Genomic DNA, 26294 nt, shown 5'->3' with positions numbered 1-26294 from the left:
TGCGGCCTCCGTACCATCACGCCGCCCGCGGGGATTATCTTGTCAAAAACGTTCGGGAATTCCCCGGACGAGCTAGGCTCCGCACCTCACGACCCAGAGGAACCACCAGGATGCGTCTCTCTACACTCCGCAAGCTCATGATGGCGTCTGCAACCGCGCTGCTGACGCTCTCGCTCGCGACGAATTCGATGGCGCAAGGCAAGAAGCCGAAGGGTGGGAAGCCCGCGCCTGGTGGCTCGAACACCGTGGAGCTCGACGAGCCGGGTGCGGGCGCGCCCGCGCCGGGCCCCGCGCCGAGGGCGGCCGCCGAGAGCGGACCGCCGCCCGTCGCGGGTCAGATGACGGAGCAGGCCGCGCAGGCGAAGCGCCTCTTCGACGGCGAGAAATGGGGCGACGCCGCCGCCGCGCTCTACCGCGTCTACAAGGGCGAGACCGGCGACGACGAGGGCAACAAGCAGCTCGCGCAGTACCACCTCGCGATCGCGCTCTACCGCCTCAAGTTCTATCAAGGCGCCTACGCGTACTTCTCCGAGATCGCGGACAAGCCGAACCACCTCAAGTTCAACGAGACGCTCCTCTGGCTCGCCAAGCTCGCGACCGACCTCCCCGAGCCCGCCGACATCGTCGAGCGCGTCGGCAAGTACAACGACTCGCAGATCGACAAGTTCAACAACTCGAACCAGCGCGAGCTGTACTGGCAGCTGAACTACCTGCTCGGCCGCTACAAGTACCGCAACCGCCAGTACGACGACGCGCTGCGCCTGTTCTCGAAGGTGTCGCGCGAGTCGAAGTACTACGTCCGCGGCCAGTTCTTCAGCGGCATCTCGAACGTCCAGCTCCGCCGCTCCGTCCCCGCGGTCCAGAGCTTCCAGCGCATCGTCGGCGCGATCGACGAGGGCGAGCAGGCGATCGAGGACGAGGACCGCATGCGCGACCTCGCCTACCTCTCGATGGCGCGCACGTACTACTCGGCGTCGGTCCGCCTCGACGAGTCGAACTCGCCGACGATCGACAGCGCGAAGCTGTCCGCCGCGGTGAAGTACTGGAACAAGGTCGACGTCGCGAGCGAGTACTGGCTCGACGCCCTCTTCGAGGAGTCGTGGGCGTACTTCATGGCCGGCGACTACGCGCACGCGCTCGGCAACATCCACACGATCCAGTCGCCGTACTTCCCGAACTCGTACTACCCGGAGGCGGACATCCTCCGCGCCGTCATCTACTTCGCGAACTGCCAGTACGACGACGCCGAGACGATCGTCGCCAAGTTTCAGCAGAAGTACCAGCCGCTCTACGACGACCTCGCCAAGGTCCTGAAGCGCTTCCAGGGCGAGGAGCAGGACGAGCCGTTCTACAAGTTTCTCCGCGAGGTCCGCGACGGCAAGGCGGACCTCCCGCCGCGCATCAAGACCGTCGTCACCAACGCGCTCGGCGATCGCCAGCTCCTCCGCCACCTCCAGTACGTGCAGGTGCTCGACGACGAGCAGAAGCGCTACGGCAAGGCGCCGGCGGCGTTCCGCGACTCCGCCCTCGGCATGGACGTCAAGGACGCGATGCAGCTCGCGCGCGACATCGCCGTTCGTAACGCCGGCCAGCTCGCCCGCGAGCGCTACCAGCGCAACCTCGACGAGCTCAACGAGCACCTGCGCGACGCGGCGAAGATCCTCATCGACATCACGTCCGCGAAGAGGAACCAGCTCGACGCGGCGCTCGCCGGCTCCCAGGTCACGGTCCAGGAGTCGGAGCGAAACATCGTGAAGCCGGACGAGGAGCACGTCATCTGGCCGTTCGACGGCGAGTACTGGCGCGACGAGCTCGGGTTCTACCGGCAGACCATCACCTCGAAGTGCGGGAGGTAGTTGTTCCCATGAAGCGTGTCTTTCAATCTCTCGCGTTCGGCGGCGTGTTTGCGCTCGCGGCGCACGCGGCGGCGGCGGAAGTCTGTATCGACGAGAAGGCGAAGAGCACCCTCTCCGCGTGCGGAGGTGGCATCGCGCCGAAGGAGTTCAAAGGGTCGAAGACTCCGACCACGAACTTCCACTCCGCGCCGCAGCCCGCCGACCTGAAGAAGAAGGGCGACATCAAGCCCGGCAAGCCGAACATCGAGGAGGCCCCGCGCGACGAGCGCAAAAGCCGCCTCCAGGCTCGCCAGCGCGCGCTCCTCGTCACGGAGATCCAGGGCCTCGAGCGCCTCTTCGAGACGACGGCGAAGAACAAGCCCGATCGCCCGCAGCTCGCGCGGCGCCTCGCCGAGGCGTACGTCGAGCTCGAGTCGGCCGCCTTCCGCGACAAGACGCAGGCCGAGATCAAGCGCGACGACATGAAGAAGTCGAACCCCGCCGGCGCGGGCCAGCAGCAGACCCAGGCCAACCAGGCCGATCAGGTCATGAAGGCGGCGCGCAAGAAGGCGATCGACAACTACACGATCATCGTCAACGAGTACCCGACCTACGGCCAGCTCGACGAGGTCCTCTACTACCTCGCCTACGAGTACGAGCAGGCGAACGACCTCGCCAACGCGCGCCGCGTCTACTTCGATCTCATCAAGAAGGCGCCGCAGTCGAAGTACATCCCGAACGCCTACCTCGCGTTCGGCGAGCTCTTCTTCAACGAGGCGCAGGGCGATCCCTCCAAGTGGGACCTCGCCGCGCAGGCGTACCAGGAGGTGACGAAGTACCCGGCGCCGGCGAACAAGGTCTACGGCTACGCCTGGTACAAGCTCGGCTACGTCTTCTGGAACAAGGGCGAGCTCGAGAAGTCGCTCAACGCCTTCAAGAAGACGATCGAGTTCGGCGTCGTCAACTCGCAGCTCCCGGGCGCGAGCAAGCTCGCCGACTCCGCGCGCCGCGACGTCATCCCGGTCTACGCGCTGAAGGGCGACCCCGCGCAGGCGTACAACTTCTTCCACAACATCTCGGGCGACTCCTCGGGCAACGAGAAGACGTTCAAGATGATGGACGACCTCGGCGTCAACTACCTCGACACCGGCCACTACCAGGAGGCGATCGTCCTCTACAAGGACCTCCTCACCCGCGATCGCGGCGGTCGTCAGTGCGTGTACCAGGCGCACATCACCGAAGCGACGATGGCGATGAAGTCGTCGAACAAGGACGCGATCGTCAAAGAGATCGATCAGCAGGTAAAGCTGCACAACGAGGTCCGCGCCGGCAGCTTCACCGCCGAGCAGAAGACGGAGTGCGCGAACAAGACCGCGGCCCTCACGACCGAGACCGCGATGGCGTGGCACCTCGAGGCGGTCGGCTCGCAGGGCCAGCGCGGCACCGGCGACACCAAGTCGATGGCGCTCGCGGCGCAGCTCTACAAGAAGGTCGTCGATACCTGGAAGACCGACGAATACGCGAAATTCGAGTTTCCGCGCATCGTCAAGGAAGACTGGCCGACGATCTACAAGATCAAGTACGCGATGGCGGACTTGCTCTACTTCCAGAAGGACTGGGCGAAGTGCGGCCCCGCCTTCGACGCGGTCGTCGAGGAGAACCCGCAGGCGCCGGAGGCGGCCGAGTCCGCGTACGCGGCGGTGCTCTGCTACCAGAACATCTACGAAGAGACGCACAAGGGCGACGCCGCGAAGAAGGGCTCGGGCAACCTCCCGGGTCAGGGCGACACGAAGAAGGGCGACAAGAAGGCCCAGGCCGCGGCCGAGGCGGCGGCGCTCAAGCCGAAGGAGATGACCGACAGCCAGAAGGGCATGGTCTCCGCCTTCAACAAGTACATCTGCTACATCAAGCCGGCCGCGGGCGACGCGCAGGGGCAGGAGCAGCTCGTCGAGGTCAAGTACGCGCGCTCGCGTACGTACTTCGAGGCGCAGCACTGGGACGAGGCCGCGGTCGGGTTCCGCGACATCGCGATGAACCACGCCGACCGTGACGTCGGCATCTACGCCGCGCAGCTCTACCTCGAGAGCGTCAACGTCCTCGGCTCCCACTTCTCGAAGACGTCGTGCTTCGACGACATGGAGAACGACGTGCCGAAGTTCATCGAGCTCTACTGCTCGGCGGACAAGCTCGCGAAGAACCAGGAGCAGTGCACGACGCTCAACAAGATCCAGGTCGACATCCTCCGCCTCAAGAGCCAGAAGCTCGTCGAGCGCGCGGACAAGGAAGGCGGCAAGGAGGCGATCAGCCTCTACGAGAAGGGCGGCACCGCCTACTTCGAGATGTTCCGGCGCTACTGCCAGGACCCGGTCAACAACAACCAGCCGCCGCAAGCCGAGAAATGCGACGAAATCGCGTACAACGCGGCGCGCTCGTTCCAGGCCGCGCGCCTCGTCGCGAAGGCGATCACGGTCCGCCGCGCGCTGCTCGCCTACGACGAGAAGACGAAGGGCAACTCGCCGCTCGCCAAGAAGGCGACCTACGAGATCGGCGGTAACTACCAGGCGATCGCGGTCTACGACCTCGCCGCCGAGTGGTACGAGAAGTACGCGAAGACCGACCCGAACGCGCCCGACGCCGACAAGGCGCTCGCCGACGCCGTCGTCCTCCGCCTCGGCCTCGGCCAGGAGGACCTCGCGATCCAGGACGCGCAGCTCTTCACGAAGAACTACGGCGGCAAGAAGCCGGCGCAGACGGCCTCGATCGCGTTCGCGGTCGGCGCGCACTACGCCGACAACGAGCAGTGGGACAAGGCGAAGGGCGCGCTGACGGGCTCGATGAGCACGATCGACAAGGCCGCCCCCGACATCCAGGTCCAGGCGCACGCGACGCTCGCGCGCGCGTACGAGAAGCTGAAGCAGAACGCCTCGGCGAAGACCGAATACGCGAAGGTCCGCGGCTACTGGTCGAACCCCGGCGCGGCCGAGGAGAAGATCAAGGCGGCGTACCCGGACGAGGACGCCAACCAGAAGGAGCGCCGCCTCGCGAAGGCGCTCAACGCCGTCGGCGAAGCGTTCTTCTACGCCGCCGAGGAGAAGCGCAAGGCCGACGTCGAGCCGGTGAAGTTCCCGGCGTACACCGGGCCCGGCGACAAGGCGACGGTGCTCAAGCACATCAACACGAAGGTCAAGGACTGGTACCTGAAGAAGCAGGCCGCCATCGTCAAGACCGAGCCCGAGTACGTGAAGATCCTCGAGCTCAAGCCGGTGCCGCCGCCGAAGTGGGTCATCGCGGCCGGTTCGCGCGCCGGCCTCATGTGGGGCGACCTCGTCGACGACTTCCGCCGCGCGCCGATCCCGGCGGCGTGGAAGACGGACGCGGAGCTCCGCGGCGCGTACTTCGACGCGCTCGACAACGCGAGCGAGCCCTACAAGGTCCAGCACGCGAAGCCGGCGCTCAAGAAGTGCCTCGACCTCTCCGTGAAGTACCAGTACTTCGACGAGTACAGCCGCGCGTGCGAGGTCTGGCTCGCGAAGAACTACAAGGCCGAGTACCACGTCGTCGACGAGCTCCGCGGCGCCCCGACGCTCGCGAACTCGGGCCTCGACGAGAAGGCGCCGCCGGTCCTCCCCGACGGCACGTTCTGGCACCCGCAGGCCCCGGCCCCCGAGAAGAACGCGGCGGGCACGGCGTCGAGCGACGACGACAACAAGGGCGGCAAGCCCGCGGCGAAGCCCACGAAGCCGGCCGCGAAGCCGAAGAAGAAGTGAGGGATCCCATGAAGCGCATCACCACGATCCTCGGAGCCTCCCTCCTCCTCCTCTCCGCCGCGTGCGGAGGGGGAGACAAACAGGACGCGAAGTCGCCGGGCGCCGGCGGCGGCAAGGGAGGCGGCGGCGGCGCGGCCACCGTGCTCTCGAAGGACGAGCAGGCGAGGTTCAACGCCGCGGTCGACCTCATGGTCGAGCACGACAAGAAGAACGACTGGAACAACGAGACCTGCGCCGAGGTCGCGAAGGCGTTCGACGCCGTCGGCCGCAGCGCGCCGGCGCTCTTCAACTCCGGCCTCGCGTACCAGCGCTGCAACGACGACAAGAACGCGAAGGCGAAGTTCGAGGCCGCCCTCCAGGCGGACGCGAAGTTCCACCACGCGCGCGCGCAGCTCGCGCTCTACCAGTACAAGGCGGACTCGAACGAGAACGCGGCGATCGACGCGCTCCAGCAGGCCGTCACCGACGCGCAGTTCCAGAACGTCCCCGCGCTCGTCAACCTCGCGATGGTCCAGATGGCCCGCGACAGCGCGCAGGGCGGCCAGGGCTGCAAGGACGACATGGACTGCGCGAAGCTGAACCTGCAGCGCGCGCTCGCGATCGACGACGCGTTCATGCCGGCGTTCAACCAGCTCGCGCTCTACTACTTCCAGCTCGCGAAGAAGCGCGCCGGCGCGGTGAAGGGCTCGAGCAAGTCGGCGAAGGGCCGTCAGGTCGTCACCAACGCGTCGGTCGCGAAGAAGGCGGACGTGCAGCAGCTCGAGCTCGCGGCGCTGGTCTGCTCGCAGGCGATCCGCAAGAACGCGAACTACGCCCCGATCCACAACACGGCCGGCCTCATCCAGAACGAGCTCGGTCAGATCAACGGCGCGGTCGCGGAGTTCAAGCAGGCGGCCCAGCTCGATCCGAAGTTCTTCGAGGCGCAGATGAACTACGCCGCGGTCAACCTCGGCTTCCGCGGCTTCGAGCAGGCCGCGGGCGCGTACAAGCGCGCGCTCGAGATGCGCCCGAACGACTACGACGCGCACCTCGGCCTCGCCCTCGCGATCCGCGGTCCGATCACCGGCAGCGAAGCCGACTACGACCAGCGCCTCGCCGCGGTGCAGGCGGAGCTCGACGCGGCGAAGAAGATCGATCCGAACCGGCCCGACGCCTACTACAACGAGGGCATCTTCACCCAGGAGTTCAAGGCGAAGTCCGGCGGCGCGCCGGCGAAGACGATCGCGACGCTCGAGGAGGCGAAGAAGATCTTCCAGACCTTCCTCGAGAAGGCGAGCGGCAAGCCGGAGTACGACGGCGCGGTCAAGCGCGTGAAGGGCGACGGGACGCCGAAGGACGCCGGCCGCATCGGCGACATCGACGACACGATCGCCTTCCTCAAGCTCGACGCGAACGCGCAGAAGGACGCCGCGAACCAGGGCGACACGAAGTAGTCCCTGATCCGTCAGGGCTTGACGAACTCGGCGTCGCGGAAGCGCATGCAGCGCGCGCCCATGCTCGCGGTCTTCATCCGCGGCGTGGACTGCTGGGTGCGGTGCGCCTGCGTGCTCGCGTAGCCGATGCCGAGACCGCGGAAGTGGTAGCGGCCGTCGGCGCGGAAGACGCCCTCGCTGAGGTTGCCCTTCAGGTCCATCCACGGCTCTCCGCCGGCGAGCGAGATCGCGTCCGCGGCGACGCGGCCGGGCGCGGCGATGCGGCTCGAGCCGTCGAAGGTGCCGCCGAGGCCGGGGTTCGGGAACCCGTAGACGCCGAAGCAGGTCTGCGTGCTGTCGGGCGTGATGTTGAGGCCCTGCGGGCAGAGCCCGGCGTTGAGGCCGGCGAGCTGCGGCGGCATCTGCGGGTTCAGCCCCGTGTCCTGGTGCGGGACCGGGTTCAGCGGCCACGGCCCGCCGGCGACGAAGTCGAACACCTCGTCGGTCATGAGCTGGCCGCCGTCCCACGCGCAGAACGCGGCGAAGAGGCCCATCGGCGCGCAGTTGAGCGCCTTCTCGTCCATCTGCTCCTTCGTGTACGCCTTGCCGCGCTGCCCCGCGCCGGCCATCGCCTGGAAGGTCGCGGCGTCGAACCAGAACGTCGAGAAGCCGAAGCTGTTGTCCTCGGTCGTGCAGTTCAGGTTGTGGCTTCCGCCGTAGTCGGGGTCTGCGCCTTGCGCGATGTATTCGGGGAAGAAATGGAAGGGCCCGAGCTCGAAATTCGCGCCGGTCGAGATCGTCCAGCTGCCGTCGCGGATCGTGAACTGCGGCGTCCGCGGGAGCTGCTGGGCCATCTGGTCCTGCGCCGGGTAGGCCTGGTTCTGCGTCGGCGTCGTCGTCGTGTACGTGAGCTGACCTTGCTGCCAGCCCTCCGGGAGCATCTCCGTCCAGCTCGCGCTCCAGCGCGCGGGGGTGTTCTTCGTGATCCACGCCTTCACGTTCGGGACGCCGTCGGGGTCCTTCTTCGCGAGCTCTTCGAGGAACACGCGCATGCGTCCGGCGGTGATCTCGTACTTGTCGAGGTAGACCTTCTTGTTCGGCTGGCGCGCGTCGGTGAACCCCGGGACGAGCAGCGTCTTGCAGCAGCTCTCGTGCTTCTTGGTCGCGTCGTCGAGCTCGCCGGTCCCGCAGGTCGTGCCGCCGTGCGCGGTCGCGCAGCTCGGGCCGACGAGGCATTTTTGGTCCGGCCCGCAGACGCCGCCCGCGCAGTCGCGATCGAACTGGCAGCTCCGCTCCCAGTCGCACGGCGGGGAGTGGACGCCGCCGCAGTCGACGTCGGTCTGATCGCCGTCCTTCACTCCCGGCTTGTCGCCGCTGCACTTGCCGCCGTCGCACGAGCCCCAGAGGCAGTCTTCGGCGGCCTTGCACGCCTTGTCGGCGAGGCACTTCGGCGCGTTCGTCGGCACGCCGCCGCCGCAGTCCACGTCCGTCTCGCTCCCGTTCTTCACCCCGTCGAGGCTCGTTGCCTCCGTGCACGTGCCGTTCGGCTCGCAGATCGTGCTCGCGCAGTCCGCGCCCGTCGTGCACTCTGCACCTTTTCCGCCCCCGAGCTGCTCGCCGTTCGGTCCGACGACGCAGGGAGGGTTCTTGCACGTGCCGTTGCCGCCGCTGCTCGTGCCGTTGCCTTCCCCGATGAGCTGGGGATCGGCGTGCAGATCGTCGAACGTCGTGCAGCTCGCGGCCGCGCCGACGACGGCGGCGAACGAGACCCCCAGGAGCACGCGCGACCGCATCGTCCTCATCGTACGGAATCCAAGGAGAGCGGCAATCGCCACCCGCACGCGATACGCTATCGAGATGCGCCGCCTGGCAGCGCTCTTCTTCGCAGCTTCGACCTGGATCGTCGTCGCACCGGCCGCGGCGGCAGGGCAGGGAGATCCCGTCGCGCTCGAAGAGGAATACAAGAAGACGAAGAACGCGAAGCTGCTCCTCAACGCGGCGCGAGCGCATCAGAAGAGGAAGGCGCCGGCGAAGGCCGCGAACGACTACGCGGCGTACCTCTCCGTCGCACCGGAGAAGGAGCGGAAGGACCGCGCCGCGGCGCAGAAGGCGCTCAACGCGCTCGGCGCGAAGCTCGGTCGGTTCGCGATCCGCGCGACGGGATCGAGCAAGCTCGCGGTCGACGGCGAGACGGTCGATCCCGCGTTCGCGGAGTCCTGGTACGTGACGCCGGGCGCGCACAAGGTCGAGGCCACGTTCGGCGCGCGCGTCGCGACGGAGCAGGCGACCGCGGTGAAGGGGGAGCTCGTCGCGGTGGTGCTCGCGGAGCCGCCGGAGGAGGCGGCCCCGCTGCCCGTGCCGCCGCCGTCGTCGTCGTCGTCGTCGCGAGGCTCGCCTCCGACCGTAAAGAAATCGACCGACAAGTTTTCGCTGCCGCCGCTCGCGGCGTACATCGGCGGCGGCGTCACGGTGCTCTTCGGCGGGCTCACCGTCCTCTCGGCGATCGACGTGCAGAACCAGAAGGCGAAGTTCGACGAGGATCGGTCGCAGCAGAACCTCGACGACGGCAAGAGCAAGCAGCTCCGCACGAACGTCCTCCTCGGGTTCACGGCCGGGTTCGCGGTCCTCACCGGCGTGGTGGCGGTCGTGCTCGTCGACTGGAAGCGCACCGACACGAAGCTCGGCCTTGGCCCGGGCACGGTCTTCCTGGAAGGCAGGTTCTGAGAGTCTCCTACCCAAGATCGTGAGCCGGCGAGGTTTCGGGGAACTACGGTCCCAGGGCGCTGTCAGTCTTCGAGCGAACCCGGTCCCGTCTGACCGTTCCCACTGGAATTGGCGCACCAATCCTCAAAAGCATTGAGGTTTGGAGAATTTACCCAGGTGCGACCGAAACCGGCTATCGTGATCGAAGCGCACGAATAGGAGTCGAAGATGAAGAAGCGGGTTCTGATCGGTCTTGTCGCTGCATTCGTTCTCTCGACCGCGTCCGCGGCCTTCGCCCAACAGCCGGGCGGCGGTGCGGCGGCGGCGAAGGCGACCGGCGGTGGCGGCAAAGACGAGGGCTACGGCTACGAGTTCTCCGACGATCCCCTCGCGGCAGGCGGCTTCGGCCCGAATGACGCGACGATCCGTGTGCGCCCCGGCCCGGTGCGCACGACCCTGATTCGTCCGCGCACGTCTTTCGTGCCCGAGATGTTGAAGAGCGTCGAGAACCTCTGATCTCATAGGCACCAGACACCCGATCCAGCATCACCGCACCCGCGACCCCCTGGGCGCGGGGCAAAACCGAACCCGCGACCCCCTGACCGAGGGCGCGGGGCAAAAGACCGAAGGTCTTTTGCTAACCGCCCGAGAAAGACCAGGAAAGATGGAAGGCAAGGCGAAGGTTGCTCTGACGTTCGCGCTCTACCAGGGCGATCAGCTCGTGCGCCGCGACACGATCGCCCAGGACATCGTGAAGGTCGGCAAGGACCCGCGCAGTCACCTGCGCGTCGATGACGATCTCGCGTCGCGCATGCACGCGGTCATCGAGGTCGCGGGCCCGAACGACATCACCCTGATCGATCTCGGCAACGAGCCGGGCACGATGGTGAACGGCCAGCGCGTCAACAAGTGCAAGGTGCGTCCGGGCGACCAGATCCAGATCGGGTCGACGATGATTCACCTCGAGAGCGCCGAGCTCGCCGCCGGCGCGCCCGCGCCTGCGCCCACCGCGGGCGGCACCGCCGCGATGCCGGCGCAGTCGGGGATCTCGGCGCCGCCGCCGCCGCCCACCCCGCAGATGGGCCTCGGCGCTCCGCCGCGCAACACGCCGACGGAGGCGATCCAGCAGCAGCAGCACTCGACGCAGCTCGGCGGTCACGGCGCTCCGCCGCCCCCGCCGGCCGTCGCCGCCGCGGCCGCGAACCCGTTCGGCGCGCCCTCGGCCTCGCAGCCGCCGCCGAACCCGTTCGCCGCGCCGGCGGGACATGCCAGCGCGCCGCCTCCGCCGCCGCCGCCGAACCCGTTCGCGCAGGCGAACCCGTTCGCCGCGGTCGCGAGCCCGTTCGCCGCGGTCGCGAACCCGTTCGTCGCGTCCGCCGCGGAGCAGGGCAACTACGGCATCAACGCGCCGGGCGGTTCGGACTTCGATCCGAACCAGCCGTACACGTTCTCGCTCGTGAAGAGCGGCCCCGAGGTCCATCCCGACGAGGTCGAGACGCACGCGGCGGCGATCGAAGTCCTCGTGAAGTGGGACCAGAACACGCTCCACGTCCAGCACAGCTCGCCGCCGAAGAGCTTCTTCGTCGGTGAGGAAGCGAGCGACTACTTCATCCCGAGCGAGACGCTCGGCACGACGCGCGCGCCGGTCGTCGTCGCGCGCGGCGTCAGCGCGACGCTCATCATGCTCCCGCGCTCGAGCGGCACGGTGGAGATCCCGGGGCAGGGGACGTTCTCGTTCCAGGACCTCATCGCGTCCGGCCGCGCGCGCTCCTCCTCCGAGATGAGCGGCGCGCACGAGCTCGATCTCCCGAACAACGCGAAGGCGAGGATGGAGCTCGAGGGCTCGGGTCTCGTCTTCGAGGTCAGCGCCGTCAACGCGGGCAAGTCGCCGCCGGTCGGCGTGTTCTCGAGCCTCGAGCCGGCCGCGTACATGTTCATCGGCCTCTCGTTCCTCCTCCACATCGGCATCGTCGCCTCGATGGCGTTCTTCATGCCGAAGATGGGCGGCGACGACGCCGAGGCGATCGACCGCGATCAGCTCCTGCTCATGCAGAAGATGCTGAACGCCGCGGCCGAGCGCGAGCAGGAGGAGAAGGAGACCGAGCAGCAGCCGGACGCGAACGCCGATCAGAAGGAAGGCGGCACCGGCACGCGCGCGAAGGGGGAAGAGGGGTCGATGGGCAACCCCAACACCCAGGACACGAACAAACGCTACGGCGTGCAAGGACCCGCCGACAACGCGGACCCGCACATCGCGCGTCAGGCTGCGCTCAAGGAGGCGCAGGAGTTCGGCATGATCGGCCTCATCAACGTCGGCGCGGGCGGCGATCCCAACGCCCCGACCGCGCCGTGGGGTCGCGACGACTCGCTCGGCAACGACCCGCTCTCCGCGCGCGGCAACATGTGGGGTGACGCGATCGGCGACGCGTTCGGCGCCGGCGGTCTCGGCCTCTCCGGCGTCGGCGAAGGCGGCGGCGGTCGCGGCGAGGGCATCGGCCTCGGCAACGTCGGTACGCTCGGCCACGGCGCGGGCACCGGCACCGGCCAGGGCTTCGGCAACGGCCACGGCCGCCTCGGCGGCTCGCACGCGACCAAGGCCCCGTCGCTCCGTCAGGGCACGACGCAGGTCAACGGTCGTCTCCCGCCGGAGGTCATCCAGCGCATCGTCCGCCAGAACTTCGGTCGCTTCCGTCTCTGTTACGAGAACGGCCTCCGCAACAACCCGACCCTCTCCGGTCGTGTCAGCGTGAAGTTCGTCATCGACCGCTCCGGCGCCGTCTCGACCGCGCAGGACGGCGGCTCGGAGCTCCCGGACCAGGGCGTCATCAGCTGCGTCGTCCGCGGCTTCGGCAACCTCTCCTTCCCGCAACCGGAAGGCGGCATCGTCACCGTCGTCTACCCGATCATCTTCAACCCCGGCGACTGACGCACAGGGCCTCGCGCCCGCCGCCACGGACGGAAGCCGCGCTCGCAAGAGTCGCGGCTTTCTCGTTTTTGTAACTTTTGCCGTTCGAGGCGCACCGCCTGCTTCGTGCTACGGTCGAGACGAGATGTCCGCGAACCCGTCGTCCTCCCAGGTCGCTCCGCCGCGGCGCCTCTCCGACGAGGAGTGGGCCGCGCTGCCGGAGGACGTCGACGGCGAGCTCGTGGACGGCGTCTTGGTGGAGGAAGAGGCGCCGGATTATGCGCACGAGGCCGTCGTCGTTTGGCTGATCTACGTGCTCGCCGGCTGGACGCGCTCCCACGGTGGGATCGTCGGTGGCTCCGAAGCGAAGTTCGTCTTGCAGCGCGGTCGTGGGCGGAAGCCGGACCTCTCGATGTTTCTTCCCGGGGGAGCGAAGCCGCCGCGTCGCGGCGCGGTTCGAGCTGCACCCGACCTGATGGTGGAGGTCATCAGCCGCGCCTCGCGTGACGTTCGACGCGACCGCATCGAGAAGATGGACGAGTACGCCGCCTTCGGTGTGCGCTGGTACTGGCTCGTCGACCCGGAGGCGCGGACGTTCGAGATCTACGAGCGGACCGAGGCCGGCATCTACGCGCGCGTCGTCGGCGCCGCGGAAGGCCGCATCGATACCGTCCCCGGACTCGCCGGCCTCACCCTCGACCTCGACGACCTCTGGTCCAAGGTCGACGAGCTCCCGGAAGAAGCCCCACCCTAGACCCGCTCGCGCGAGCTCATGTCAGAGATGGCCCACGCGAACGGGGCTGGGGTGTCGGGCCGAAGCCCCGACGTTGAGAACGGGGCCCCAGAAGCGGCCGCGAAAGCGGGCGCGAAGCGCCCCGAGCGCAAAGCGCGAGGGCCGTGTCTGGGGTGGGGGTGTCGGGGGCGAAGCCCCCGACCATGAAGAGACTTGGTAGAACGCGCGCGAGTTTCGTATGCTCGCGTCGCGATGAAGAGGCTTCTGGCAGCGGGTCTGGCGATTGCGGCGCTCTCGGTCACGGGGTGCAGCCGTAACAACATCGAAGCCGTCAACCTCGCGAACGAGGGGGACCAGGACCGGAAGGCGAACAACATCGACGGCGCGATCTCGAAGTACGAGCAGGCCGCGAACCTCGACCCCACCAACCACAAGATCCTCGGGAAGCTCGCGAACGCGTACCAGAAGAAAGAGGCGTGGGACAAAGTCGTCTCCACGTGCGTCCGCGCGGAGAAGGCGGCGCCGAAGTTCGCCAACTACTACGCGCAGCATGGGCACGCGCTGATCAAGCAGGCCGAGAAGGGCCCCACCGGCTGGGGCGACGCGAAGCAGCCGCTCGAAGAGGCGATCAAGCTCGACCCCAACATCGCCGACGCGCACTTCGACCTCGCCGAGGTCTTCTTCCACCTCGACGACGAGGCGAGCGCCATTCAGTCGTACTCGAAGGCGATCATGACGAAGCCCGACGAGCTCTCGTTCTACGGGTACCTCGCGGACCTCTACAAGAACCTGAACTACATCGACCTCGCCGAGCAGGTCCTCGTCCAGGGCCTCCCGTTCGCGAAGGAAGGCGACAAGGCCCTCTTCAACATCCACTCCCTCCTCGGCGACATCTACGATCGCAAGAAGGACCCGCAGAAGGCGCTCACCGAGTACGAGGCGGCGAAGAAGGCATGCGGCCAATGCAACGAGCCGGGGCAGCCGATCGCGTATTTCAACCTCGGCGCGGCGTACGCCACGCTCCCGACACCTCGCAAGAGCGAGGCGATGTCGAACCTCCAGAGCTTCCAGAAGGTCGTGTGCAAGGGGGCGGCGGCGCAGCGGTACGCCGACCAGTGCACGCAGGCCCAGCAGCTCGCGACGAAGCTCGGCGGCACACTTCAGTAAGCTGCGCGACCGAAGCGCTCACAAGCGACGACATCTCGCAATACAAAAGCTCGAGGGCGCCGAACGTGCCGGAAGCCAAAAGAACCGTTCCCAAATCTCGGACGGTTCTTGTTAGCCTTCCTCACCGGCCGGCGCGCCTTGCGTCCTGCCTTTTTCGGTTTGGATAACCGAGGGAATCCATGGAACTTCAGGAACGTCTGAAGCAGCTCGAAACCGTTCGTGACTGGCAGGGGCTCGTCGAGGAGCTCGAAAAAGGCATCCAGTCGACGACTGCGAACGAGTCGAAGGCGAGCTTCCATCTGCGTCTCGGCAAGGTGCTGGAGTCGAAGTTTCTCTCCGGCGTCAAAGCGCTGAAGCACTTCCAGGACGCGTACAAGCTCAATCCGGCGCTCGGCGAGAGCCTCGAAGCCGCGCGCGCGGTGTACTGGAGCCTCGGCAAGCTGAACATGGTGCAGAAGCTCCTCGAGCTGGAGCTGCGCACGCACAAAGAAGGGGAGGTCGCGAGCGCGCTCCTCCTCGAGCTCGCCGACGTCCTTTGCGACATGGGCGACTACGACAAGGCGACGAGCACGTACGCGCGCTCGCTCGCGACGAGCGGCGGCAGCAACGCCGACGCGCGCGCGTGCCTCGAGGACGTGCAGGCCGAGAGCGGCTCCTGGGAGCAGCACGTCGCTGCGCTCCAGAGCGCCGCCGCCTCCGCGGAGCCCGCTGCGCGCTGCCGCCTCTACCTGCGCGCCGCGCGCATCACGCGCCGCTTCCAGCCGGACGGCGTGCTCGCGCTGCTGCAGGAGGCCTACGCCGCGGACCCGAGCGACAAGCAGGCCGCCGCGCTCTTCGAGGGCGCGCTCGCGGAGGCGGGGCAGCTCGATCAACTCGATCAGTTCCAGACGCGCCTCCTCCAGGCGGAGCCGGATCGCGTCCGCCGCGCGCACCTCGCGCTCGTCTTCGGCACGCGCTGGGTCTCGCGTCATCAGAACGTCGACAGCGGCTCGAAGTACCTCGAGGAGTCGATCAAGCTCGATCCCGAGAACGAGGGCGCCTTCCACTACCTCCGCGACGCGTACGGCCGGAAGGGCGGCGACTGGGATCGCGTGCTCACGCTCGCCGAAGAGGCCGTCACCGGCGCCGGCGAGAACGGCAACGCGACCTTCCTCCTCGCGCAGGCGGGCACGATCGCGTGGCGTCAGCTCGGCAACTTGATCCGCGCGCGCACGGTGTTCGAGCGGCTCAACCAGATCTCGCCCGAGCACCCGATCCTCCGTGCCTTCGAGGCGCAGATCGGCGAGCCGCTCGGGCAGCAGCAGAAGACACCGTCGATCCCGCCGCCGGTCCGCCAGAGCGTGCCGCCGCCCGCGCCGACGCCCTCCCCGCGCGACACGGTTCCCCCGGTTCGCCAGAGCGTGCCGCCGCCCGCGGCGGTGGTCAGCGAGCCGCCGAAGCCGCTCGTCTCCGAGCCGCCGCCCGCGCCCGTCGTCGTCAGCGAGCAGCCCCCGCAGCAAGTGAGCGCGCCGCCCGCGCAGGTGAGCGCGCCGCCCGCGCAGGTGAGCGCACCGCCCGCCGCCAGCGTCCCCCCCGCCGGCGATCCCGGCAAGATCGCGGAGCTCCGCGCGCTCGCCGACAAGCAAGAGGCGAACAAGCGCTACAACGAGTACGTCAAGACGCTCCTCCAGCTCGCGCAGCTCGTGCCCGAGCCCGACGAGAAGGTCGCCCTCTACACGAAGGCAGCCGAGCTCTACACCGGCAAGTTCGCCAACCAGGCGGAGGCGGTGAAGGCCTACGAGGCGGTCATCGCGATCGATCCGGAGAACCGGAGCGCGATCGACTACCTCCGTGGAATGTACGAAAAGCGTCGAGACTGGGAGAAGCTCCTCGGTCTCGAGCGGAGGGAGGCGGAGCGCCTCTACGGCGACGAGCGCGCGCGGAAGTTCCTCGAGATCGCGAAGCTCGCGACCGAGCGCGTCAAGAAGCCGGACGTCTGCATCGAGCTCTGGGGCCAGGTCCTCGAGAGCGATCCGTCGAACGCCGAGGCGCTCGGCGCGCTCGCCGGCCTTTACGAGCGCAACAAGGACTACGACACGCTCGCGCAGGTCCTCGAGAAGCAGGCCGAGGTCACCTTCGACAACGCGGCGAAGGTCCAGATCCTCACGAAGCTCGGCACGATCTACGGCGATCGCCTGAGCAACGACGAGGGCGCGGTCAGCGCCTGGCGCGCGCTCCTCGCGATCGAGCCGAACGACCGCAAGGCGCAGGAGGCCCTCAAGAAGAAGTACCTCGCGCTCGGTCGCTGGGACGACCTCGAGGTCTTCTACGCCGAGAGCGGCAAGTGGGACGAGTTCATCCGCGTCCTCGAGCAGCAAGAAGGCAAGGAGACCAACCCCGAAGCCAAGATCGGGATGCTCTTCAAGATCGCCGAGCTCTGGGCGGACAAGAAGCAGAAGAACGACCGCGCCGCGCGCGCCTACGAGAAGGCGCTCGAGCTCGATCCGCAGAACCTCCGCGCGGCGGAGGCCCTCATCCCGATCTACTCGCAGGCCGGCAACAGCAAGGCGCTCGCGAACGCGATCGAGGTGAAGCTCGGTCACGAGGAGGACCCGTACTCGAAGCTCGCGCTCCTGCGCGAGGTCGCCTCCCTCTACGAGGGCAAGGTCCGCGATCCGGGCAAGGCGTTCGCGCGCTACCTGTCCGCGTTCGTGCTCGCTCCGTCGGACGAGCAGACGACGGTGGACGTCGAGCGCGCCGCGAAGGCGACCGGGCAGTGGGAGGAGGTCCAGCAGGCCTACCGCCAAGCGATCGACGACGCGATGAACGCCGGCGACGCCCAGCTCGCGATCACGCTCCGCCTCAAGCTCGGTCGCGTCCTCGTCGAGGAGATGAACCAGGTCGACGAGGCGCTCGACGCGTTCCGCGCGGTGTACGACGCCGACAGCGAGAACGCGGAGGCGCTCGCCGCGCTCGAGCGCCTCTACCGCACGACGTCGCGCTACGCCGACCTCCTCGGCATCTACGAGAAGCGCCGCGACCTCTCGACCGAGCACGACGAGAAGAAGCAGATCAGCTACGAGATCGCGAAGCTGTACGAGACCGAGGTGAAGGACCTCGATCGCGCGATCGACACTTACAACGCCGTCCTCGAGGACGAGCCGACCGACGCGCACGCGCTCCGCGCGCTCGACATCCTCTACGGTCAGCTCGAGCGCTGGGACCCGTACGTCGACACGCTGCGCCGCCGCATCGAGCTCGACGTGAACGAAGGCGAGATGGTGGACCTCAAGTTCCGCCTCGGCCAGACGCTCGAGCGGTACACCGGCGACCCCGCCGGCGCGCTCGAGAACTACCGCGAGATCCTCTTCCTCGACTCGCAGCACCAGGGCGCGCGCGAGGCGCTCGAGGCGCTGCTGCAGAACGAGCAGCTCCGCGGCGAGGCGGCCGCGATCCTCGAGAACATCTACGAGGAGCGGAGCGACTGGCCGAAGCTCCTCGTCGCGCTCGAGATCCTCGCCCAGAGCGAGGGCGACTCCGACAAGCGCGTCCAGCTCCTGCGCAAGGTCGCGCGCGTCTCCTCCGAGATGCTGAACGACCACGCGCGCGCGTTCAACGCGCTCGCCGCCGCGCTCCGCGAGCAGCCGCACCACGGCGAGACGCGGGCGGAGATCCAGCACATCGCCGAGGTCTCGAACGCGTGGAAGGCGCTGACCGACCTCTACGAGTCGATCGCGGAGGGCCTCACCGACGCGCAGCTCGCGCGGAGCTACTGGATGCTCAGCGCGCGGATCGAGGACGAAGCCCTCGGCCTCGTCGACGACGCGGCGAAGGGCTACCTCCACGTGCTGTCGCTCGACCCCGCCGACGCGGAGGCGCTCGACGCGCTCGAGGCGCTCTTCACGCGCACCGAGCGGTGGACCGATCTCATCAGCGTCACCGAGCGCCGCATCGAGCAGACCGCGGAGCCGGAGCTCCGCGAGCAGCTCTACGTCCGCATGGCGCGCATCTACGACGAGCAGCTCTCGCGTCCCGACGACGCGGTGTCCTGCTACAAGCGCGTCCTCGAGCTCGACCCTGCGTCGCAGACCGCGCTCGCCGCGCTCGACGCGCTCTTCACGCGCCAACACATGTGGAGCGACCTCGCCGAGAACCTCGAGGCGCAGCTCGCCCTCGCGGCCGACGAGGAGCAGCAGATCGCGCTCATGCTCCGCCTCGCGGCGCTGCGCGAGACGCAGATGGGCCAGATCGAGCAGGCGATCGACGGCTACCGCTCCGTCCTCGAGCGGGACATCCAGAACGCGGAGGCGCTCGGCGCGCTCGAGCGGCTAGGGCAGGATCCGGCCCACGAGCTCGTCATCGCCGACCTCCTCGAGCCGCTGTACCGCCAGATCGGCGACTACGCGAAGCTCATCGGCGCGCACGAGGTGCAGGTGCGGCGCTCGGACGATCCGAACCGCCGCGTCGAGCTCCTCCACCAGATCGCGCAGCTCTACGAAGACGCCGCCGCCGATCTGAACAACGCGTTCTCGACCCTCGCGCGCGCCCTGCGCGAGGACCCCGCGAACGAGCAGACCCAGACCGCGATCGACCGCGTCGCCCGCGCGACCGGCCGCTTCGAAGACCTCGCCTCGGTGTACCGCCAGCTCGGCGAGGAGGTCGTCGCGAACGATCCCGCGCTCGGCGCGGCGCTCACGATGATGAGCGCGCGCGTCTACGAGGCCGACATCGGCAACGTCGACACCGCGATCGCGCTCTACACCCGCGTCCTCGAGATCGACCCCGGCCACCTCGCGGCGGCGGAGTCGCTCGAGCGCCTCTACCGCGTGACGGAGCGCTACGCGGAGCTGTCGCAGATCCTCCAGCGCAAGGCGCTCATCCTCGTCGAGCCGAACGACCAGAAGGACGCGCTCTTCCAGGCGGCGGCGATCGAGGAGGACGTCCTCGAGAAGCCGGAGGACGCGATCGCGGTCTACCAGAAGGTCCTCGCGATCGACGAAGACGACGTCCGCGCGCTCGACGCGCTCATCAAGCGGTACCTCGGCCTCTCGCGCTGGCAGGACCTCCTCCAGGTCTACGAGCGGAAGGCGGACCTCGTCGGCGATCCCGACGAGAAGAAGCGCATCTACTACCAGGTCGGCGCGGTCTACGAGCGCGAGCTCGGCTCCGTCGAGCAGGCGATCGAGACGTACACGAAGATCCTCGAGCTCGATCCCGACGACCTCCAGGCCCTCTCGCGCCTCGACGTCCTTTACGAGCAAGCGCAGAACTGGCAGGAGCTCCTCGGCATCCTGACGCGCGAGTCGGAGATGTGCGACGACCCGAGCGAGGCGATCAGCTTCCAGTACCGGATCGCCGAGCTCTACGAGAAGCGGCTCGAGGACGTGGTGCGCTCGGTGGAGCTCTACCGCGAGATCCTCCAGCGCCAGGTCGATCACGAGCCGACGCTCCAGGCGCTCGAGGGCCTCAAGGCCGGGACGCAAGATCCGCTCGGCGCGGCCGCCGTCCTCGAGCCGGTCTACGAGGCGTCGCAGGACTGGCCGAAGCTCATCTCCGTCCACGAGGTGCAGGTCGCGCACGCGGACGATCAGTTCCAGAAGGTGGACCTCCTCCACCGCATCGCGCGCCTCTACGAGGACGCGCTCGAGAACCACGGCCAGGCGTTCGACACGTACGCGCGCGCGCTCACGCTCGACAACGGCAACGAGGCGACGCTCCAGAACCTCGAGCGCCTCGCGATGGTGGTGAACCGCTGGCCGCAGGTCGCGCAGCTCTACGACGTCGAGCTCGACAAGCTCGCGGAGGAGCAGCCCGATCGCTTCGTCGAGCTGGGCCTTCGCTTGGCCCAGATCTACGAGGTGCAGCTCGAGGACGTCGACAACGCGATCGGCCGCTACCGCCGCGTCGTCGAGGTCGAGCCCGAGAACCAGAACGCGGTCCGCTCGCTCGATCGCCTCTACGTCTTCACCGAGCGCTGGGCCGACCTCGCGGCGATCCTCGAGCGCGAGGCCGAGATCGGGCAGACGCCCGACGAGATCCTCGAGTTCAAGTTCCGCCTCGGCCAGGTCCAGCAGGCGAACCTCGGCAACGTCGACGCGGCGATCGCGGCCTACCGCGACGTCCTCTCCGCCGCGCCCGAGCACGAGAACGCCGCCGGCGCGCTCGAGGGCCTCTTCTCGAACGGCATCAAGCAGGTCGAGATCGCCGAGATCCTCGAGCCGCTCTACCGCGCCGCCGGGGAGTGGGAGAAGCTCGTCGCGGTTCACGAGGCGCAGCTCAACCACACGCCGCCGAACCCGGAGACGAACAACGAGGAGCGCCTCGCCGCGTACTACCGCATCGCGGAGCTCCTCGAAGACAAGCTGATGGATCCGGTGCGCACGCTCGACGTGTACATCCGCGCGCTGAAGGAGTTCCCGCTCGACGAGAAGTCGAGCGAGGAGGCGCCGCGCCTCGCCGGGTCGATCGACAACGGCTGGGAGACGCTCGCGAACGCGTACGCCGACATCCTCGGCTTGCACAACGACAAGACGGTGCAGTGCTCGATCGGCCGCCGCCTCGCGAAGACGTTCGAGGACGATCTCGGCGACGTCGAGAAGGCGGTCGAGACGTACCGCTACGTCCTCAGCGTCGAGGAGCTCGACCTCGAGGCGCTCGCCAACCTCGATCGCATCTACCTCTCGCTCGAGCAGTGGCCGGACCTCGCCGGCATCCTCGAGATGCGCGTCCGCGCGCCGGCCGACGAGCTGGACCTCACCGAGCTCTACGCCCGCCTCGGCGAGGTGTACGAGTCGCGGATCGGGGACATCCCGAACGCGACGCGCGCCTTCCGCCAGATCTTCGACGGCCTCGACAAGACGCACGACCCCGCCATCCAGGCGCTCGCGCGCATCTACGCGGGGCAGGAGAACTGGGTCGAGCTGAACGGCGTCTACGAGCGCGAGCTCGAGAACGCCTCCGGCGACGTGGCCGAGGCCGAGATCCGCGCGCGGCTCGCGCACCTCGCGTCGGACCGCCTCAACGATCCGCACCGCGCGATCGACACGTGGAAGGTCGTCCTCGACCTCCGCGGCGAAGACCCCGAGGCCCTCACCGCGCTCTCGAACCTCTTCGAGGGCCAGCAGATGTGGCGCGAGCTCGTGGACATCCTCGAGCGCCAATACGACATCGCCGACAGCGACGATGACCGCGTGAACATCCTCACGCGGAAGGCGCGCACGTTCGAGGGCAAGCTCGAGCGCGACGACCTCGCGCTCGAGGACTGGAACCGCGTCCTCGACATCGACTACGCGAACCTCGCCGCGCTCCGCGCGATCGCCGCGATCCGGCGGCGCCAGGGCGACGCGCAGGAGCTCGTGACCGCGCTCCACCAGCAGGTGGACCGCGCGGCGCAGATGTTCGATCCCGAGGAGCTGAAGGAGATCTTCCGCGAGCTCGGGAAGGTCTACGGCGAGCAGCTCTCGCAGCCGTACGACGCGGCCGACGCGTGGCGGAAGCTCCTCGAGGTCGGCCCCGACTTCGAGGCGATGGACGCGCTCGAGGCGATCTACCGCGGCCAGGAGCAGTGGCCGGACGTCATCGACGTCAAGATGCAGCGCGCGGCGGCGCTCGAAGACCCCGCGCAGAAGATCGAGGAGTACCGTCAGGTCGCCGAGCTGTGGCGCGAGACGGTGGACGAGCCGGACAAGGCGACCACCGCCTGGCAGAAGATCCTCGAGATCGACAACACCCACGACGAGGCGTTCCTCCAGCTCGAGAAGTTGCACACCAACGCGTCGCGGTGGGAGCCGCTCATCGAGCTCTACCTCGGACGCCTCGACACACGCGCGGAGGTCGCCGACCAGACCGACCTCCTCCGCCGCATCGCGAAGGTCTTCGAGGAGAAGCTCGACGACAAGAACCAAGCCCTCGACGCGCTCATCAACGCGCTCGGCCTCGACTTCCACGATCGTGAGACGTCGAAGTACCTCGAGCGCATGGCGCAGGCGACCGGGCGCTGGGGCGAGGTGATCCAGACCGCGAACAACTGGCTCCAGGCGCAGACGGAGCCGACGCAGAAGATCCGCCTCTGCCTCCACCTCGCGAAGTGGTACGGCGACGACCTCGGCCACCCCGAGTACGCGCAGCCCTACTACGCGCAGATCGTCGCGCTCGACCCGAACAACGTCGGCGCGCTGCGCCAGATGGGCCAGCTCTATCGCAAGAACGGCAACTGGCAGCAGCTCGGCGCGACGCTCACGCGCGCGCTCGACGTCGCGGTCAGCGACGTGGACCGGAAGGAGATCCTCACCGAGCTCGGTGAGCTCCTCGACTCGCAGATGGGCCAGACCGATCAGGCGGTCACCCACTTCAACCGCGCGCTCGAGGTCGACGGGCTCTTCATCCCGGCGATCGAGAACCTGGAGCGCATCTACGCGTCACGCGGCGAGAAGAAGCAGCTCGTCGACATCCTGACGCGCAAGGTCCGCGCGCTCGAAGACGCGGCGGAGATCGCGGCGACGAAGCTGCGGATCGGCGGCCTCAACGAGGAGATGAACGATCCGCAGAAGGCGGCGCAGACCTTCCGCGAGGTCATCGAGATCGAGCCGCAGAACCTGCAGGGCCTCCGCGGCCTCGCCCGCGTCTACGAGATCCTGAACCAGTGGCCCGAGCTCGTGCGCGTGCTCGAGTCGCAGCTCGACGTCGTCACGACCGAGCGTGAGCGCATCGACATCCTGATGCAGCTCGCCAACATCCACGAGGAGCACTTCCTCAAGGCCGACATCGCGGCGCAGCGGCTCGAGCAGGTCCTCGAGATCGACCCGAACCACGAGGAGGCCTACTTCGCGCTCGAGCGCTGCTACCGGAAGCTCCGGCAGTGGGTGGAGCTCATCAACGTCTACGAGCGCCACATCTCGGCGACGCTCGACCGCAAGACGAAGATCGACCTCTACGCCTCGATCGCGCAGGTCTACGCCGACGAGATCGAGGACACCGAGCGCGCGATCGACGCGTACCGGAACATCGTCGACCTCGACGACGTGAACCTCCCCGCGCTCGAGGCCCTCTCGAAGCTCTACGACAAGCAGGGCGACGCCTCGCAGGCGATCGACTACATGACGCGCGTCGCCGAGCTGACGCAGGACACGAAGCAGCGCGTCGAGAGCTACTACAAGATCGGCAAGGCCCTCGACGAGAAGCTCGGAGACCGCGTCTCCGCGCAGGACCGCTTCGAGATGGCGCTCGATCTCGATCCCTCGCACATCGCGACCCTCGGCGCGCTGCGCCAGATCGCGATGGACAACGCGGACTACGACAAGGCCGCGCGCTACATCGATCAGGAGCAGAGCTACACGCCGGCCCCGCGCCAGCGTGCGCGCCTGCTCTGCGAGCTCGGTCGTCTCCGCGAGGAGATGCTCGGCGATCACGACAGCGCCGTCCTCGCCTGGGAGGCCGCCTTCGAGGCGGACCCCGAGAACGAGGAGGCGGCGATGCCTCTCGTCGACGAGTACATCGTCAAGGAGGAGTGGGAGAAGGCGGAGCCGCTCCTCGACATGCTGACCCGCAAGGCGGGCAAGCGTGACCGCGGCGAGCAGCACTCGCTCTACAACAAGCTCGGTCAGGTCACCGCCGCGCTCGGTCGCGACGAGAAGGCGCACAAGGCCTACCAGGCCGCGCACCAGCTCGATCTGACCGATCAGGTCACGATCCGCGGGCTCGCGGAGGTCGCGTTCCGGCTCAAGGACTGGGGCGCGTCGCTCACGAACTTCCAGAAGGTGCTGACCGCGCTCTCGGAGGACCAGACCGAGGAGCGGGCGGACGTCTACTCGAAGCTCGGCGCGATCAAGCGTGAGCAGGGGCAGGCGAAGCAGGCGATCAACAACTTCGAGAAGGCGCTCGGCGTCGACGCGTCGCACCGCCCCACCCTCGAGGCGATGGTCGGCATCTACACCGACCTGAAGGACTGGAAGCAGGTCGTCCACTACAAGCGCCAGATCCTCGACTCGATCGTCGACGGCGACGAGCGCTTCAAGGTCCTCCAGGACATCGCCGACATCTGGCAGGACAACGACAAGAACCCGGCGAAGGCGATCGAGGCCCTCGAGGACGCGAAGGATCTCCAGCCGGACAACCGGCCGCTCCTCAACAAGATGCTGCCGCTCTACGAGGCGACGCAGAACTGGGCCAAGATGATCGACACGATCCAGGCCATCGCCGACATGGAGAAGGACAACGCCCGCAAGGCGAAGTTCATCTTCACGATCGCGCAGCTCTACCGCGACAAGATGCAGGACCAGGATCGCGCGGTCGAGCAGTTCAACGAGGCGCTCGATCTGAACCCGAGCTACCTCGAGGCCTTCGAGCGCATCAACAAGATCCTGACCGCGCAGAAGGACTGGAAGCAGCTCGAGCGGGCGTTCCGCAAGATGCTGCGCCGCCTCTCGACCTCGAACGCCGGCAACCCCGACCTCGAGTTCAACCTCTGGCACAACCTCGGCCTCATCTACCGAGACCGCCTCTCCGACATCAACAGCGCCATCGAGGCGTTCAAGATGGCGACGCGGTTCAAGGACGAGCCGGTCGAGCGCCAGATCCTCGCCGAGCTCTACGAGTCGACCGACCAGCTCGAAGCGGCCGTCGGCGAGCACTCGCAGGTCCTCCAGAAGGACCCGCTCCGCGTCGACCCGTACCGCGCGCTCTACAAGCTCGCCTTGAAGATGCACGACTACGATCGCGCGTGGTGCATGTGCTCCGCGCTCGCGTTCCTCCACAAGGCGGACGAGGAGGAGCAGCGCTTCTTCGAGGACTATCGCCCGCGCGCGATGATCCAGGTGAAGAGCCGGCTCGACAACGAGCAGTGGGTGAAGAACCTCTTCCACAAGGACGAGAACATCTTCATCGGCAAGATCTTCGAGATGGTCACGCCCGCGGCGATCGTCGCGAAGACGCAGGCCCTCGCGAAGGCGAAGCAGCTGCCGGTGCTCGATCGCCGCTTCAAGCAGGACCCTGCCACGAGCACGGTCACGTTCGCGAAGACGTTCGGCTGGGCGGCGCAGGTCCTCGGCATCCAGCTCCCGGACCTCTACGTCCGCAACGACGTGGCGGGCGCGCTCCTGGCCGTTCCGTCGCGCCCCCCGGCGTCGGTCGCGGGTCAGAACGTGCTGACGGGGTACACGCCGCAGGAGCTGACGTTCATCGTCGGCAAGCACCTCAGCTACTACCGCGGCGAGCACTACATCAAGAACCTGTTCCCCACGCTCGGTGAGCTCAAGGTCGTCTTCTTCTCGGCGATCAAGATCATCCAGCCGGAGTTCAACGTCCCCGCCGAGATGGCGCAGGCGGTGAACATGACGGCGGCCGAGTTCGTGAAGTACATGCAGCCGGTCGAGCGCGACTCGCTCCGCCTCGTCGTCCACAAGTTCATCGAGGACGGCGCGAAGGCGGACCTGAAGCGCTGGATGCAAGCGGTCGACGTCACGGGCGCGCGGGCGGGCCTCCTGCTCTGCGCGGACCTCGAGATCGCGAAGAAGATCATCGCCGCGGAGCCCCAACTCCCCGGCGACCTCCCGCCGCCGGACAAGCTGAAGGAGCTCATCATGTTCTCGGTGAGCGAGCAGTACCTGGCGCTGCGGAAGGCGCTGGGCATCGCGGTGGGCTGAGGGGCTCGCTCGGCCTCCGTCGCTCTCTTCCATGTGAGCCGCGGGGGCGCGGGCGGCGGGGGCGGCGCCCTCTCGCCCGAGAGTCGCTGTCCTCTTGACTGGTGGGTTTCGCTTCGGGCTCGCGTTGTCGCTCGCTTCGACGGTGGTCGTGCGG

Annotated in this window: 10 protein-coding genes; 9 read left to right on the top strand and 1 reads right to left on the bottom strand. The window is 67.9% G+C overall.

The features are described from left to right. Positions 1-110: 110 nt before the first annotated feature. The 3 genes from KF837_18430 to KF837_18420 are packed head-to-tail and all read left to right on the top strand — an operon-like array spanning position 111 to position 7035. Entirely contained in the window at positions 111-1856 is a 1746-nt protein-coding gene (locus KF837_18430) for a hypothetical protein (GenBank protein ID MBX3229303.1), read from the top strand. A gap of 8 nt (positions 1857-1864) precedes the next feature. Further along, positions 1865-5602 carry a hypothetical protein gene (locus KF837_18425; protein MBX3229302.1) on the top strand — a complete coding sequence of 1246 codons (3738 nt, stop codon included), beginning with the start codon at positions 1865-1867 and terminating at the stop codon, positions 5600-5602. Between the two features lie 8 nt (positions 5603-5610). Continuing rightward, the gene (locus KF837_18420; GenBank protein ID MBX3229301.1) at positions 5611-7035 is read left to right on the top strand and encodes a hypothetical protein; all 1425 of its coding nucleotides are present in this window, start codon (positions 5611-5613) and stop codon (positions 7033-7035) included. Positions 7036-7046: 11 nt separating this feature from the next. Here KF837_18420 and KF837_18415 read toward each other — a convergent pair whose 3' ends face one another. Continuing rightward, positions 7047-8807 carry a hypothetical protein gene (locus KF837_18415; GenBank protein ID MBX3229300.1) on the bottom strand — a complete coding sequence of 587 codons (1761 nt, stop codon included), beginning with the start codon at positions 8805-8807 and terminating at the stop codon, positions 7047-7049. A 64-nt stretch (positions 8808-8871) separates the two neighbouring features. Here KF837_18415 and KF837_18410 point away from each other — a divergent pair, with 64 nt between their 5' ends. The 6 genes from KF837_18410 (at position 8872) to KF837_18385 (ending at position 26140) form a co-directional block, all read left to right on the top strand. Then, complete coding sequence (locus tag KF837_18410) at positions 8872-9738, top strand: hypothetical protein (GenBank protein ID MBX3229299.1); 867 nt, start codon at positions 8872-8874, stop codon at positions 9736-9738. A gap of 207 nt (positions 9739-9945) precedes the next feature. Beyond that, a complete protein-coding gene (locus tag KF837_18405; protein ID MBX3229298.1) occupies positions 9946-10233 on the top strand; it encodes a hypothetical protein in 288 nt (95 codons plus the stop codon). A gap of 148 nt (positions 10234-10381) precedes the next feature. Continuing rightward, complete coding sequence (locus KF837_18400) at positions 10382-12643, top strand: FHA domain-containing protein (GenBank protein ID MBX3229297.1); 2262 nt, start codon at positions 10382-10384, stop codon at positions 12641-12643. A 124-nt stretch (positions 12644-12767) separates the two neighbouring features. Then, complete coding sequence (locus KF837_18395) at positions 12768-13376, top strand: Uma2 family endonuclease (GenBank protein MBX3229296.1); 609 nt, start codon at positions 12768-12770, stop codon at positions 13374-13376. A 231-nt stretch (positions 13377-13607) separates the two neighbouring features. After that, positions 13608-14522, top strand: coding sequence for a tetratricopeptide repeat protein (locus tag KF837_18390; protein ID MBX3229295.1), 915 nt, complete (start codon positions 13608-13610; stop codon positions 14520-14522). Between the two features lie 179 nt (positions 14523-14701). Continuing rightward, a complete protein-coding gene (locus KF837_18385) occupies positions 14702-26140 on the top strand; it encodes a tetratricopeptide repeat protein (GenBank protein ID MBX3229294.1) in 11439 nt (3812 codons plus the stop codon). The last annotated feature ends 154 nt before the right edge of the window (positions 26141-26294 follow it).

Source organism: Labilithrix sp., from assembly GCA_019637155.1.
Classification (GTDB): Bacteria; Myxococcota_A; Polyangia; order Polyangiales; family Polyangiaceae; genus Labilithrix.
The sequence above is the reverse complement of the archived record's forward strand: the minus strand, read 5'-3'. Positions and strand labels throughout refer to the sequence as shown.